The 15,608-nt window shown below is 35.8% G+C and carries 10 protein-coding genes; 5 read left to right on the top strand and 5 right to left on the bottom strand.

Going from position 1 to position 15,608, the window contains the following annotated elements; genetic code table 11:
* Positions 1–39: 39 nt before the first annotated feature.
* Positions 40–873, bottom strand: coding sequence for a TetR/AcrR family transcriptional regulator (locus tag NP781_RS01385; protein ID WP_257521249.1), 834 nt, complete (start codon positions 871–873; stop codon positions 40–42).
* Positions 874–972: 99 nt separating this feature from the next.
* Between NP781_RS01385 and NP781_RS01380 the strand changes: the two genes are divergently transcribed.
* Positions 973–4,062 carry an efflux RND transporter permease subunit gene (locus tag NP781_RS01380; RefSeq protein ID WP_221679636.1) on the top strand — a complete coding sequence of 1,030 codons (3,090 nt, stop codon included), beginning with the start codon at positions 973–975 and terminating at the stop codon, positions 4,060–4,062.
* A 59-nt stretch (positions 4,063–4,121) separates the two neighbouring features.
* On the opposite strand, the gene NP781_RS01375 is transcribed toward NP781_RS01380, so the two are convergent.
* Positions 4,122–5,690, bottom strand: coding sequence for a glycoside hydrolase family 10-like protein (locus NP781_RS01375; protein WP_257521248.1), 1,569 nt, complete (start codon positions 5,688–5,690; stop codon positions 4,122–4,124).
* A gap of 507 nt (positions 5,691–6,197) precedes the next feature.
* Here NP781_RS01375 and NP781_RS01370 point away from each other — a divergent pair.
* Positions 6,198–7,451 carry an MFS transporter gene (locus tag NP781_RS01370; protein WP_221679633.1) on the top strand — a complete coding sequence of 418 codons (1,254 nt, stop codon included), beginning with the start codon at positions 6,198–6,200 and terminating at the stop codon, positions 7,449–7,451.
* A gap of 182 nt (positions 7,452–7,633) precedes the next feature.
* Here the strand turns inward: NP781_RS01370 and mprF are convergent, their stop codons facing one another.
* From mprF to NP781_RS01355, 3 genes are all read right to left on the bottom strand, one after another.
* The gene (gene mprF, locus NP781_RS01365; protein WP_221679632.1) at positions 7,634–10,159 is read right to left on the bottom strand and encodes a bifunctional lysylphosphatidylglycerol flippase/synthetase MprF; all 2,526 of its coding nucleotides are present in this window, start codon (positions 10,157–10,159) and stop codon (positions 7,634–7,636) included.
* Positions 10,160–10,591: 432 nt separating this feature from the next.
* Positions 10,592–11,299, bottom strand: coding sequence for a response regulator (locus tag NP781_RS01360; RefSeq protein WP_257521247.1), 708 nt, complete (start codon positions 11,297–11,299; stop codon positions 10,592–10,594).
* On the bottom strand, positions 11,300–12,901 hold the full coding sequence (locus NP781_RS01355) for an ATP-binding protein (protein ID WP_257521246.1): 1,602 nt from the start codon (positions 12,899–12,901) through the stop codon (positions 11,300–11,302). It abuts the gene before it with no gap.
* Between the two features lie 395 nt (positions 12,902–13,296).
* Between NP781_RS01355 and NP781_RS01350 the strand changes: the two genes are divergently transcribed.
* The 3 genes from NP781_RS01350 (at position 13,297) to NP781_RS01340 (ending at position 15,596) form a co-directional block, all read left to right on the top strand.
* Positions 13,297–14,559, top strand: coding sequence for a dicarboxylate/amino acid:cation symporter (locus NP781_RS01350; protein ID WP_257521245.1), 1,263 nt, complete (start codon positions 13,297–13,299; stop codon positions 14,557–14,559).
* A 176-nt stretch (positions 14,560–14,735) separates the two neighbouring features.
* Entirely contained in the window at positions 14,736–14,939 is a 204-nt protein-coding gene (locus NP781_RS01345; protein WP_221679630.1) for a hypothetical protein, read from the top strand.
* A 114-nt stretch (positions 14,940–15,053) separates the two neighbouring features.
* Positions 15,054–15,596, top strand: a complete 543-nt coding sequence (locus tag NP781_RS01340) for a GNAT family N-acetyltransferase (protein WP_257521244.1) — start codon at positions 15,054–15,056, stop codon at positions 15,594–15,596.
* Positions 15,597–15,608 lie beyond the last annotated feature (12 nt).

Below are 15,608 nucleotides of genomic sequence, written 5' to 3'. Positions count from 1 at the left end.
ATTGTTCACCGCCAAGTGTGAACAATTCTATCCTAGGGTTCAAATATTAAAGTATTTTGCAGTTACATATGCAATCCAATGATACGCTGGGTCTAAACGTAAATTTTCAATTAGCCCTTTAATAATTGCTTTACCATAAGTAGGATTTTCTATTTCTTGCTTTAACAACTCAATGGATTCTTTTTCTATAGAATCCTCAGTATGATTTATATTTTGCTCCAATAATTGTAGTAAAGCATCTTTTGGCACGTCTTGCTCACACGGCTTTGCAATAAACGGCACAAGATCTGCTGTAATAAATGGAATGGTTGTATGATGGGCAATAATATCTGTTTTTTCTGCTAAAGATTTAGCTAATTGCTCTAAATCAAGTGGCATATCTGAAAAAATAAAAAGCTCAGCATAGCTCTTCATAAATCCTTTTATGCAATACATTACATCATATTTCGTTTCTTGTAATTGATCCTGATAAAGCTGCTCCAGCATATAGAGAATTGATTTCGACATTTCTGCTTCATACGCTGTTATTTTATGAAAGAGCTCTTTTTTTGTTAAAAAGACCTTTTCATTAAAGAATACACGTGCGGATGCAGAATGGTCTTTGAATGCTTGAAAAATGCTTTTATAAAATTCAACCAAAACAGTTTCTTTGTTATACGCTCCTCTGACTACTCGGTCAACATCTGTGATAAACTGCTGTAAATAGTAATCAACCATAGATATAACAAGCTCATCTTTGGTTTTGAAGGATAAATAAAATGCACCTTTAGAAATCCCACAGCGTTCTGTAATTTGTTGTACTGACGTAGCTTCAAAACCCTGTTCAGAAAACAGTTCTAACGCTTTCTCCATAATTAATTTCTTTTTTAACATATTTTTAACTCTCTCCTAATGCATTTCGTTGACAAATGACCGATTAGTCATTATTATAAATAATTGAATTTAGATAGTCAATAAAGGGTAGGTGTGAAGGTGAAAGGTTTAGTTAATTTCGTATTAAAGAACAAATTGGCAGTGTGGTTATTAACAATTATCATCACTGTCTCTGGTATTTATTCGGGTACAAGGATGAAAATGGAATCGATACCAGATATTTCGATCCCGTATTTAATTGTCATGGGTGTATATCCTGGCGCAACGCCTGAACAAGTCATGAATGATCTGTCCATTCCGTTCGAAAAATCCATAGAAAGTTTAGAAGATGTGAAGGCTGTTTACTCAACATCCTCTTCCAACGTAGCACAAGTTCAAGTGGAATACGACTATGGAATTGATATGGATGAGAAAAAACGACAATTAGAAGCAGCTTTAGATAATCTTAAACTACCTGAAGGTGCTCAAGAGCCTACTATTATGGCAATCAGCATGAACATGATGCCTGTAGTCGCTTTATCTGTAAGTAGCTCTAAGGAAGATATTGTTGATTTAACTTCAACAGTTGAAGATGTTTTACTGCCTAAAATCGAAAAAATTGATGGTGTGGCATCCGCTACCATCACAGGTCAGCATATTGAACAAGTATCGTTTAAATATGATGAAGAAAAAATGGCAGCACTTGGTTTAACAGAGGATACTGTTAAACAAATGATTCAGGCAAGTGATATGTCACTGTCACTTGGTTTATATCAATTTACTGTCGGGGAACAAGCAGTTTCAGTAGACGGTAAGGTAAAATCAGTGGATGAACTAAAAGACTTATTAATTCCAGTTACACCTTCAGCTACAAATCCTTCACCTTTCGTTCGTCTAGGTGATATTGCAAAAATTGAAGTAGAAGGTAAAGTGCAATCTGTTTCACGTACAAATGGTCAAGATGCCATTGCTATTCAAATCGTAAAAGGCCAAGATGCTAATACGGTGACAGTTGTTAATGCCGTAAAAGACCTTATGAAGGATGAGGAAAAACGATTAGACGGCTTAAACGTAGAGATCTCTCTTGATCAAGGTGCCCCAATTGAAGATTCTGTATTTACAATGATCGAAAAAGCAGTCTTTGGTGGCGCAATTGCCGTATTAATCATTTTACTATTCTTACGTGATTTCAAATCAACGATTATCTCAATTATTTCTATCCCAGTTTCTATCTTCATGGCATTACTCCTACTAAACTGGATGGATATCACATTAAACATCATGACCCTCGGCGCGATTACCGTCGCAATCGGTCGTGTTATCGATGACTCAATCGTAGTTGTAGAAAATATTTACCGACGAATTCACTTAAAACAAGAAAAACTTACAGGTCGTGCCCTAATTCGTGAAGCAACAATTGAAATGTTCAAACCAATTCTTTCTTCAACATTGGTAACGGTCGCTGTATTCGCTCCTCTTATTTTCGTAGGTGGTATGGTAGGCGAATTATTCATGCCATTTGCCCTTACAATGACATTTGCATTAGGTGCATCATTATTAGTTGCGATCACAATCGTACCTGCTTTATCTCATTTCTTATTCCGTAAAAAGTTATACGGTGAGAAAACTGAAAGCCAACATAAAGAAGTTGGTAAACTTGCTATCTGGTACAAAGGTGTCTTAGAAAAAGTATTAAATCACAAAATTATTACATCTGTCCTTGCGATTCTTTTACTTGTTGGTTCTCTTGCATTAACACCACTTATTGGTTTTAGTTTTATGGGCTCACAAGAAGAAAAAGTTATGTACTTAACGTATACGCCTGCAACGGGAGAACTGGCTGACGAAACGGCAGCTAATGTTGAAAAAGTAGAAAAAGAATTAATGAAACGTAAAGATGTTGATATTTTACAAGTTTCCATTACAGATGCGAAGAATGTCGATCCATCAGCAATGATGATGGGTGGAGGTGCTGGCGGTGCCTTAATGTATCTTATCTTTGATCCGGATATGGAAGACTTCCCTAAAGCTCGTGAAGAGGTAGAAGACTATGTATTTAACATCGGGCAATCAGGAGAATGGAAGTCTCAAAACTTCACTTCTATGTCGATGTCATCAAACGAAGTCAGCTATACACTGTATAGTGATGATTTAGATAAACTTCGAGATGCTGTGAAACAAGTAGAGGGTGCTCTAAAAGAAGTGGATGGCTTAGAAGATATTAAATCTGATAATGAAGATCCATATGTAGAGAATGTGCTAAAAGTTGAACAAAAAAATGTCCTTCAATACGGGTTAACAACAGCTCAAATTGTGATGGCATTAAATTCAAATACATCACAAGAAGTATTAACTACCGTGAAAAACGATGGTAAAGATATCGATGTTATCGTTCAACGCGATGCTAAAGCAGCTGCGACTACACTTGATGATGTCTTAGCCACTGAAATTAAAACAGCATTGGGTACAACAATGACAATCGGAGAATTAGTAGATGTTGAGGAAGGTACAACACTTAACTCATTATCTCGTTCAAAAGGTGAATATTTCGCAACAGTATCTGGTACGATTATTGGTGACGATATTTCAAAAGCCACTACTGCTGCTGATAAAAAAATTGATAAATTAGATTTACAAAAAGGTGTAACACTTGGTGTTGCTGGTGTTGCTGCAGATATGCAAGAAACATTCACTAAGCTTGGTATTGCGATGTTAGCAGCCATTGCCATTGTTTACTTCATTCTAGTGGTAACATTCGGAGAAGGTTTAGCTCCATTCGCTATTCTTTTCTCACTACCATTCGCAGTAATTGGTGCATTCATTGGATTATTCGTTACAGGGCAAACTATTTCTGTATCTGTCATGATGGGTCTATTGATGTTGATTGGTATCGTCGTAACAAATGCCATCGTATTAGTTGACCGTATCATTCATATGGAACATGATGGTCTTGCCATGCGTGAGGCGATCCTTGAAGCAGGAGCAACACGTTTACGTCCTATCCTGATGACAGCCATCGCTACAATTGGTGCTATGATACCAATGGCGCTTGGTACTGGCGGTAGTGGATTAATTTCCAAAGACTTAGCTATTACTGTAATTGGCGGTTTATTATCTTCTACCCTATTAACACTCGTTGTTGTACCAATTGTTTATGAAATGCTATCTAAAATGTTAAAGAAAAACCGTAAAGATATTGAAGAAAATTAATAAAAAAACAACCACTCATGCAATCTTTGCATGAGTGGTTGTTTTGTTTTCTAAGCTTTTTATTGATTTTCTATTACTACAAAAACTTCCTTGCTTTCCACACCTGTATTTGATACGGCCTTAATGCCATATGTATAGCTATGCTTAGCAAGAGCTGACTTGTCCACAAATTTAGTGAGGCCATCCATATTATAAACAACATCCACTATATTTCGAGGGTCATCATAAGAGCCTTCTTTGTTTCCTGAAAAACGATAAATGACATACTTGCGTGGTTGTCTTTCATTTTCGTCTATAATCTCTATCTTGCGACCTGCCGCTTCCTTTGTCACTTGCACAAAAGTCGGCACGTTCGGCACTGTGTCATCATCCCAAGTTGTTTCTGGTGTCAGTGCTGTGTAATTATATAATTGTTGACTAACAATCGTTGCATAGCCTAGTTTATTGTTTTGAAAGCTTCTTAAGGAGAAATGCATTTGCCCCTCAGCCGCTACCTTTTCCGAACGATTCGCTAGTATTTGACTTGGTAGCTCCATTTTATTTTTCCATGCTGCATCACTATCATTGCCAACTTTGTAATCAGCAAGCCCAATGTAAAGATGCACAGGGTGTGTTGTTGCGTAGGTTTGCACTTCATGGCTCCACCAATCTAGCAGCGTTCCATATTTCGCAACAGTTAATGTTCTTGACCAATAAATTTGTGGTGTAATGTAATCAATTGTGCCATTTTGAATCCATGTTCTGACGTCTGCATATAAATCATCGTAATTATTAACACCAGCCCTTGTATCGCTGCCTGTTTTATCTAGCGATTTATTGCGCCATACACCAAATGGTGAAATACCAAATTGAACATATGGCTTTGTGTCTTTAATGGCCGTGTAAAGATTTTCTACAAGACGGTTGACATTATCTCGTCGCCAATCCTCCACCTTTTTAAAGGAAGCACCATAATTTTTAAAAGTTGCTTGATCTGGAAAAACTTCATTAGCAATTTTATATGGATAAAAATAATCATCCATATGCACTGCGTCAATATCATAATTGGCTACCAGCTCTCTTACTACTTCAACTAAATAGTCTTGTACTTCTGGTAAACCAGGATTTAAATAATATTGCTTACCGTATTTGATAACCCAGTTTGGATGTGTTCTAGCCACATTATCAGCAGCAAGGTCTGTCAGTTTTTGTCCAGACATTGTTACACGATACGGATTCATCCATGCATGCAGCTCCATACCCCGTTTATGACTTTCCTCTATCATGATCGCAAGAGGATCGTAGCCTGGATTTGTGCCTTGCTTTTTGCCTGTTATGTAAGATGACCATGGCACTAGATCAGAGACATACATTGCATCATTTGTTGGTCTTACTTGATAAATAACAGTATTGAATTTATTGGCTTTTAATTGATCCAAAGTTTGGCGTGTCCAAGCCGTGTACTGCTCCTTCGTCATACCTGCTTTCATATCAAGATTAAGAACGGTTGAAATCCAGACAGCCCTCATCTCCCTTTTTGGCTGTGTCGTGCTTGCCATGGCAGGCTTTGTTGGGATGGTCGATAGGCATAACACAAAAATCATCGCGACTAAAGTTAGGATCTTCCATTTACTATTTTTCTTTCTCATATTTCCTCCATTTGCTATTTTTCTATTTTAGTATATGACAAGTACTCGCTATATGCACGTCTCTGAAGCAACTTTATCGCGATCAATGCAATAGATAATAAGTTTCACGTCTAACAAACGTTCCCGTTAGTTTCAAAATATGAATACTAACCCTAAAAAACTACTGACAAGGCGATAAGATGAATAGTACTTTTCCTTTAGATTGATTTTACAATTTCCATATTTTTAAATTCAACCTAATTTTTGCTTAATTCATTCTTTACGCATAGATGAACTTTATGCTACAATCAACACAACTTATATAGAACGGAGGGTATTCCAAATGACAGCTTCAATTAGACTACGATTTCACCTTACTAATTAAATATGTATATACTTTGCCTGCTGTGCAAGGGAAATGGAATTAGGTCTAGTCTGTTTTAGGAATACTGGAAAAGAGGGGACTTCTACTCCCTCTTTTTTTGTGTTGTCTTTTACTTTCCACACAGGCACTTCTGTTAGAAAGGGATGACGAAATTGGAACATTGGAAACGTAATACAATACTTTTTTTAAGTAGTCAAACGATTTCACTTTTTGGCTCTGCTCTTGTGCAATATGCCATTACATGGTACATCACACTTACAACACAATCAGGCAGCATGATGACCATCGCGATCATTTGCGGCTTTTTACCAACCTTCTTTTTAGCACCTATTGCTGGTGTGTGGGCAGATCGCTATAACCGTAAATGGCTTATTATTTTAGCAGATGGAATGATTGCCTTATCTACCCTAATTTTAGCTATTTTATTTTTAATCGGCTATGATGAGCTCTGGCTACTATTTGTTATATCAGCCGTACGTGCAGTTGGTGCAGGTATTCAAACACCAGCAGTAGGCGCAATTTTGCCACAATTTGTGCCTGAAGAGCATTTAATGAAGGTCAATGGTGTAAATAGCAGTATTCAAGCTTTCATCATGATTCTTGCACCTATGGCAAGTGGTGCATTATTAACGATGGCTTCTATTGAATCCATTTTCTTTATTGATGTGACAACAGCGGCTATTGCCATCGCTATCTTCTTATTATTTCTGCATATCCCTGCACATGCAAAAGCTAATCAGCCACAAACAACAGGCTATTTTAGTGATATGAAACAAGGCTTCATCTATATTAAAGAGCATGCTTTCTTGAAACAATTATTCTTGTTCTTTGCCTTTTTCATGCTGCTTGCTGCACCTGCTGCCTTTTTAACGCCTTTACAAGTTACACGAACTTTTGGCAATGATGTATGGCGTTTGACTGCCATCGAAATGGCCTTTGCCATTGGGATGTTAATCGGTGGTATCGCAATCGCAACATGGGGTGGCTTTAAAAATAAAGTGCATACGATGACATTATCTGCTTTATTATTTGGTCTTTGTACCATGGCTCTAGGAGTCATACCTGTTTTTTGGCTGTATCTCATGATCATGACAGTTACTGGAATAGCTATGCCAATCTTTAACACACCCGCAACGGTGTTATTACAAGAAAAAGTGGATAGTGATTATATGGGAAGAGTATTTGGCATTCTTAGTATGATATCTACCTCTATGATGCCTTTAGGAATGCTAATTTTTGGGCCAATAGCTGATATTATTGCTATTGAGTGGCTACTCATCGGTACAGGATTATTACTCTTCATCCAAGGATTTTTCCTTCTGGGCAGTAAAGTCTTATTAAAAGCTGGTAAACCTACTGCTGAGCCTATGGATGTTGAAACGCTAGAAAAAAAGTGAAGACTTCGTATAAGAGATGATTGCTGTTGATCAAAAATAATTAAAATTTAGCTTTTATATTTTAGACGCTAAAAAGCCCTGCTTTATGCAGGGCTTTTTAGTCTCTATCCATTTCTAGAGAATAATTCTTTTGTGCTTTACTTGCTTCAATACCGCGCTAAAAATTATAAAGTTTACATGACTTACTTTTTCCTCTTTTGCCCGATTAATAACGTGATTTGTGCCATCGTGAATGGTAATGAAGATTTTTTCCGATAGGCTACATATTTGGGTACCCAAAAATCTGCATATTTTAACTTGAAGTTTTTTAACCCTTTAAAATGATAAAAATGCTGTCCGTGTAGAAAGATTTGTGCAGCTATTTTTTCACTTAAAAAGGAATATCTAGACTGTCCGACATTGGATAAAGGCGACATCCCCATATTAAAGACACGATAGCCTTCTGATTTTGCCCATTCAAATAGTGATAAGAAAATGAAATCCATTGTTCCAGATGGTGATCCTGGCTTAAAACGCATCAGATCTACTGAAATCCTTTCTCCTTGATCATACATAGGCATAATACTAGCAAAGCCGAACGTTCCTTGCGTGCCACGTAAAACAGCAATATTGGAAGTGCTTAAATAGTGTTCATCAAAAAAACCAAGCGAAAAACCTTTCTCCGCCCTTCCCTGCAACCATTTTGTTGATACCTCTTTCAATTCCTTCATGACTTCCTGAGAATACGGAGGACTCAGTATTTCCACAATATAATTTTCTCTTTCAAACTTATTTTTTATTGATCGACTGCCCTTCATTTCTTTACCCGTGAATGTAAATTTCTCTAAATCTACAAAGGCTTCCTCGCCAAGCTTAAAGAAACTATATCCATACTCGTGTAATGCAGAGAAAATTTTATTGTTAATTTCATAAAAGACAGGAGTGTAGCCATGCCGATCAGCCAATTCCAAAAATTCCTGGATAGCAGATAAAAAATCAGATTCATTACCAACTGGATCTCCAAGAACGATAATCTTATCTGCATAAATTTGATAAGAGAATAAAACAGTTCCTTTTTCATTCCAATGTACAAATTTATCATGCAAAAAAATCAAATGGGAATACTCCGTTCCTTCATAGGACTTCAAATGATCTTTAATAGCTTCCTCCTGCTCTTTAGATAAAAGCTTTACCATTTTCTTAGGTGTACGTATAAAATAGCCTATATAAAAAATAACAATGGCGATCAGAATACCGATAATCGCACTATTAAAGAGGTCCTGATAATCAGTTATCATATAGTCTTGTAGGGCACTAGGAAAATGAATTTTAGCAGAGGGTAAATTGACATAGCCAATTACCACATACATAGCTGTAATAATTGTTACTACAGCAAGATCAATTATGACAATCCCCCACGTCAAAACATAACTTTCTCGATAAAACTGCTTTTTGGACACCATTAATAACACTGCGACAATGACTAAAAAAATGGCTTCCTCATAATCAAAACCCTTAAAAATTGAAAATAGCGCTGAACTACTTAGCACAACAATCGCGAGCTGGTATGCCCTTTTTACTTTGTATTTGATTCCCCTACATAATCCTAACAATATAAAGCCCGCTGCCACGGTCAATTGATGGGATACATTCATAATGGGTGAGGATAAAAATTCCTGAGCAATTTTTAGACGACTTAGCACCCCTGGCAAAGCTGCAGATAGTAATAAAATAATGCCAGAAATAAACACCAAAATTGTTAATAGCATATGGCTTAGTTTCTGAAAAATAATATTTGGTAAGTCATCCCATGATTGATTCCATCGCATCCAATATTCTTTAATAAATAAGAGAGCGGAAACAAAAAATGGTAAAACAAAATACCCAACACGGTACAGAATTAATAGAAACAACACTTTTTCATCAGCAATTCCTATACTTTGTGTTCCCCACAAAAAAACGAGATCAAAGGAGCCAACTCCGCCAGGTATCATGCTGACTATTCCTGCACTAGAAGCAATTAAAAATATAGGAATTAATGTGGATAATTCTATTGGAATCTTTAAAATAAGCGTTAAAGCCCAGATTACGAAAAATACAGCAAGCCACTCAGCTATTGAAGTAACCATCAATTGAAGTGATATTTTTGGTTTTAAAGAGCTTTCCTTTTTATATCGAATCATATACATCGCCCAAAAAGCTGGTACATATAGGCTGACAAGAACAACTGCAATCGATAACCACCGTTCTTCTTTTAGCAACGAGAAATCCCAAAAGAATATATACATAATCCACGTTAACAAAGAAATCCCTGTTAAATAGAACAGGGTGACCGAAGCAATATTTCTTAACATACCTTCCTTATCGTCTTTATATTTGGAATAAAAATAATCACGTAAGAATATACCAACTAACCCTCCAAAGCCAATAAGGTTTGAAAAAGTATTTACGATAAATGAATGATTGAGCAAATTACGTTTATTGATGTTGATACCTAATATATTTGCTAAAATAACATCATAAAAAATCATTGGTGTAATTGCGAAAAAGGTGATTAGGAAAATCAATAAAAGCTCCCATAGCTGAAGCTCGTTCACTTCTTCTTTTAGTAAATGAACATCTATTCCACTCACTGACTGTTGGATTTCATAAATAGCTACCACCAAAAGTAATATTGGAAATAGAATCTTTAAAAATTTCAATAATGTCTCTTTTCGGACGTTAAACATATGCCTAACCTACTTCCCATGAGCTAACTTAATACTTCTATTACCTAAATCAATTTATTTTTTAGGTAACTGACTATTTCCATATTGTAATGTATCTTTGCTATATGTATTGTCAAAGTAAAGTACTACTATTCATACTAATCAACAAACAATCGAACAATTTTCCTCACCTGCCTATTCCTATCCCATCACCCCAAAAAGACATTTTCATTTCCCTTATATATTAGAGAAATAAAAATGTCCATATTCAATAAAAATAATCATTTTAAAGCATACCTCAATAAGGAAGCTCCTCTCTACGCCATGATATTCAAATTTACCTACTGCCTTTTATGTATCGGGATTTGGAGCTTCTTGCATTCTCGTAAATAAAGCTTTTAGAACGCCCCCTAAACTTTACTATTTCGGCTAAAAATTTTAGGTAACTAATCATTAAATATAATAACGATGAATAGGACGTCCTACGTTTCCATATTGTATATCTACTTTTAATAGTTTCTGCTTTTCTAAAAAGTCTAGATAGCGTCTAGCTGTAACACGTGCTGTACCTATATAAGCTGATACCTCCTCAGCTGATACTGCCTCGCCACTTTTTTTTATATATGCAAGTACCTTATCTAAGGTAGCTCGATTAAACCCTTTTGGGAGTTCTTCTATAAGAATGGCATCCATTCCTGTTGTTTCTACTACAATTTGTTCAGGAAGACGCTGTTGCATTAAATGATCGACATCATGCTGAGTTAAATCTTGCATGCCGCTTATTTTCCTTCTATAGCTTTGATAATTTTTTAAAGTCTGCTCAATCCGCTCAAACGTAAAGGGCTTCATTATATAATCATAGACACCTAAGTGTAATATTCGCTGCACAGTGGGCATATCATTCGCAGCTGTTACAGCAATAACATCAACATGAAGATGCTCTTCTCGTATTTTCCCTAACGTAATAATGCCATCCTGCTCTGGCATAAAAATGTCCATAAAGACAAGCTCTGGGGTTAATTGTTTAATTTTTTGAATTCCCTCAATTCCATTGCTAGCATAGCCAACTAATGAAAAACCTTTGATTTCCTCAATAAATTGTCTGTTCACTTCTCGTACCATTGGATCATCTTCAATCAATAAGACATTTATTACATCCATCTATACTTCTCCTAACTCAAATAAAATTAAGAAACTTGTCCCTTTCATAAATTCACTTGTTACTTCAATATCTCCATTGCCTTTTCTTACAATTTCATAGACTAAATGCAAGCCAATGCCCCGATTTTCACTAGCCTTGGACGAAAATCCATTTTCAAACATACGCTCCTGCACCTCTTTGGTCATGCCAATTCCATTATCGGTAACTGCAATCGCTAAGACGCCATCATGCTCGTCTACAGAGATGGCTACATATTTATCTTCCTTCGAAAGGACATTTAAAGCCTCAAAAGCATTTTCAATTAAATTGCCAAACAACACAACAAAATCATGATGATCTAATAGAGGTGGAAAGCGTTTAAAATGACTTTTCCGATCAATCTCAACCTCGATGCCCAGTTCTTTTCCATAGCTTACTTTACTTAATAACAAACCTGAAATATTTTCATTATGAAAGCGTTCATTTAAAAACTTCGTCAATGAGGCTTCATTTTCAGTAGTGACAGTAACATATTCAAGTGCCTGCTTTGTATGTCCTAATTGCAGTAGTCCTGCAATTGTATGAATCTTATTTTTATGCTCATGGGTTTGCACACGTAATGCTTGAACAAAGGCCTTTACACCTGTTACTTCCTCCGCAAGCTTTTTCACAGCTGTTAAATCTTTAAACATAGCAACTGCACCAACTAGCTCTCCATTCACAATAATAGGTACACGATTACTTAAGATACTATGATGATTAATGTAAAGCTCTTGATCATAAACAGGTGTTGCTGTTTCAACAATTTCAGGCAGACGGGTATCAGGCAAAACGTCATAAATCTTTTGTCCAATACAGTCCTCTATTTTCCTAGTAACACCTAAAATATCGGCCGCTTTTTCATTAAAAATGGTGATATTCATTTCCTTATCAACCGCTATTATTCCCTCATGCATAGCATTAAAGGTTTCTGTTCTTTCCACATACATTTTTGCAATTTCATGAGGTTCAAGCCCAAACATTTGTTTTTTTATATGTCGTCCAAGTGTATAGGCACCGAAAATACTGAAAATCAGCGATATAACAATAGTTATCATAATTTCTCGCTCATAACTTTGTAACATTTCCATAAAATCTGGTAATGAATAGCCAACTACTACAATGCCCACTTGTTCTCTTTTATCATTAATAATTGGCACGAAAGCTCTTATCATAACACCCGATTCTCCACGTGCCTTTGATACATAATAATGTTCACTAAATGCGGCGTTTAAATCCTGCGACTCACTGCGTTTTCCTATTTCCTTACTTACTGGGTGTGATAGTTTAATACGTTCCATATTCATTACAACAATATACTCGGCCTTATGAATCACTCTAATGCCATCTACAATTTTATTAATACTTTTTGCAGATTCTTTAATATTGTCATTTTCCAAATGCACACTAAGCTCTGGTACATTTGATACAGTTCTTGCCACAAGCATTGCCCGCTGTCCAAAATCTCTTTCCTGTTCAGATAATAGGTTACCGAGTAAAAAAATACCACCTAGTAAAAAGGAGAGTGCAATGATTAAAAATGTCACTAACAGTATTTTGCCGTTCACAGGCATTTTCATCATTAAAAAATTCCGTCCTTTCAAATTTGCATTCTCATAATCACTGGCACACATATTTAGTTTTAAGATTATCTGCAAAAAAATCTTTTGACAACACCTTTAGTCTATATAAGTAGCAGAAAATATTGAATTTAATGAACAATATTATAAATTGATAATTTAAAAAGAACTTAATTATCACTCTATGTTTTTGTATTATAACAATAATTAATGAACTATAGCGTACCATAACAGGGAGAGTTATTGATATTACTATATTTATATGTAATTGTAAGTAAATGTACTTAATGAACGATATGTTTCTTATTTTCTAAATCTCTTTTTTTAAGAAATATTCGCTATGATACTTTTAGTGAAAGCGATATCAAAGAGAAAATTTAGAAAAGAGGTAGCAAAAAATGAAGTTACTGAAAAATTTGACTGTTCAGGTTATAGTGGCTATCATTCTTGGGATTATTGTTGGAGCCATTTTTCCCGAGTTCGGTGCCAGCTTGAAAATCTTAGCAGACCTATTCATCAAATTAATTAAAATGTTAATTGCCCCTATAATTTTCCTAACAGTCGTTATTGGAATCGGCAGTATGGGAGATATGAAAAAGGTCGGGAAAATCGGAGGAAAGGCATTGCTTTACTTCGAAATAGTTTCCACAATTGCATTAGCAATCGGAATTGCTGTTGCTTTAATCGTAAGTCCTGGTACAGGCTTGGATACATCAGGTGCATCTGATGCTGATATTTCAAAATATACAACTGCTGCAGCTGAATCTGAGCAGGGCTTGGGTGCCTTCATTTATAGTATTATTCCAGAAAATGTAGTTGGTGCATTGGCAACAGGTCAATTATTACCAGTCCTATTCTCTGCTGTTTTATTTGGCTTAGCAGCTGCCTCAATAGGCGCACCCGCAAAACCAGTCATCACATTCTTTGAGCAAGTAGCAGAGATATTCTTCAAGATTGTAAGTATGGTTATGAAAATATCACCAATCGGAGCTTTTGGTGCAATGGCCTATACAATTGGGAATTTTGGTTTAAAATCTTTAGGTAATCTAGGTTTATTAATGGCTGCTGTATATATAACAATGTTTTTATTTGTTGTCTTTATTTTAGGTGCCATTGCAAAGTTCTTTGGATTCAACATCTTTAAATTTATCGCTTATATCAAAGATGAGATTTTCTTAGTAATTGGGACTTCCTCTTCTGAATCAGCTCTGCCATCTATGATGCGAAAGCTTGAGAACTATGGTTGCTCGAAGCAGGTTGTAGGTTTAGTCATTCCTACTGGGTACTCCTTCAATCTAGATGGGACTTCCATCTACCTGTCCATGGCTGCATTGTTTATCGCACAAGCATATGGAATGGAGCTAACTTGGATTCAAATCATTACACTGCTCGGAATTTTAATGATTACTTCTAAAGGTGCAGCAGGTGTAACAGGCTCAGGTTTTATTACATTAGCAGCAACTTTGGCTGCCTTCCCAATGATACCAGTGGAAGGAATAGCACTGTTAATCGGTGTAGATCGCTTTATGTCTGAGGCTCGTGCTGTAACTAATTTAATTGGTAATGGTGTAGCTTGTGTTGTCGTGTCAAAATCTGAAAAAGAGTTTGATATAGCTATGGAAGAACGTGCACTTCAGGGAAAGACCACTATTTCTTCCTAAGAAAAATGGTAGGAATGATAGCCATCTCTGTTTCACTACACTCTTTATCATTCAAGTAAAAGCTATGTACTTATGGTTTGGCGCTGACAACAAACAATTAGCTTACACTATCACTCAAAATAAAATGTTTACACTCTAGTAAAAAAGTGAAAGTTAATAGTAAGAGGTGATAGTGAATGAATGATAAAAAACAGGCAAAAACACGTAATACGAATAACCCTGATGTATTGGATACAGATAAAGAAAGCATTTTTGATAAACACGAGGACATGAAAACAGTAGATCCAATACCTGTCGAAGAATTGAATGAAAAAGTAAAAGATGAAAAACATAAAACCAAAACTAAGGATTCCTCAGCAACAGATAAGCGCTATCCATAATGTGAAGGTGAAATTTTTAATAATAGTGCTACACAAATGAATAAATAAAAAAGTCGACCTAATTCATTATTATGGGTCGATTTTTTATATACTATTTGTTAAAGGAGGTAAATCATGAGTAACATACCAATTATGAAAACGGAGAGGTTACTATTAAGACCTATTACACATAAGGATTTAGAAGCAATGTTTCACTACTCTTCCCGTGAAAATGTGGCGCGTTATGTGACATGGCAAGCACACACTAGCTTAGAGAACACAAAGGCTTTTATGGCATTAATATTTGATGGTTATCAGCAAGGCAATCTGATGTTATGGGGTATTGAATATGCAGGCACAATTATTGGAACGATTGATTTTGTGAAGATTAATGATACCCATAAATACGCGGAAATTGGCTATGTTCTTTCTGAGGATTTTTGGAATAAGGGGTTCACAACAGAAGCAACTAAAAAGCTCATTGACTTCGGTTTTAATGAATTAGATTTAGTACGTATCCAAGCACGATGCTTTGAAGAAAATATTGGGTCCCAAAAGGTTATGGAGAAGTCAGGTATGCAGTTTGAAGGGCTATTACGGAAAAGTATGCTTGTTAAGGGACAATACCAAAATGTAAAAATGTACGCTATCACTGATGATGATTATAGGAACCTCTAGAAAATAAAGCCT

It is taken from the genome of Lysinibacillus sp. FN11, from assembly GCF_024628845.1.
Lineage (GTDB): Bacteria > Bacillota > Bacilli > Bacillales_A > Planococcaceae > Lysinibacillus > Lysinibacillus capsici.
The sequence above is the reverse complement of the archived record's forward strand: the minus strand, read 5'-3'. Positions and strand labels throughout refer to the sequence as shown.